Origin of the sequence: Pseudomonas sp. SIMBA_068 (genome assembly GCF_046534705.1) — a bacterium.
Classification (GTDB): Bacteria; Pseudomonadota; Gammaproteobacteria; order Pseudomonadales; family Pseudomonadaceae; genus Aquipseudomonas; species Aquipseudomonas putida.
Window position 1 is genome coordinate 1 of record NZ_JAWRYI010000619.1, and the last position, 268, is coordinate 268.

A 268-nucleotide genomic window follows, 5' to 3' on the forward strand; every position below is an offset into this window, starting at 1 on the left:
GCTGTCGGAAACGCCAGTACCGACCCGCTTTTGAGATTAATTCGGCATGACTTCCCTGTTCCACAATCACGCCATTATCCATCACGCAGATGCGATCCATCTGCTCCAGGCCGCTGAGCCGGTGGGTGACCATTATTACGGTCTTGCCTGCGGTCAGCCGCTGCAGCAGGGTGAGGATATGCTGCTCGGTTGTGGCATCCAGTCCTTCGGTGGGTTCATCCAGCAGCCAGAGATCGCCGTTATGCAGTAACGCACGCGCCAGCGCCAG

1 pseudogene is annotated in these 268 nt (G+C 58.2%); it reads right to left on the reverse strand.

Going from position 1 to position 268, the window contains the following annotated elements:
* A pseudogene (locus SB756_RS30685) lies at positions 1 to 268 on the reverse strand (hypothetical protein); the annotation flags it as partial.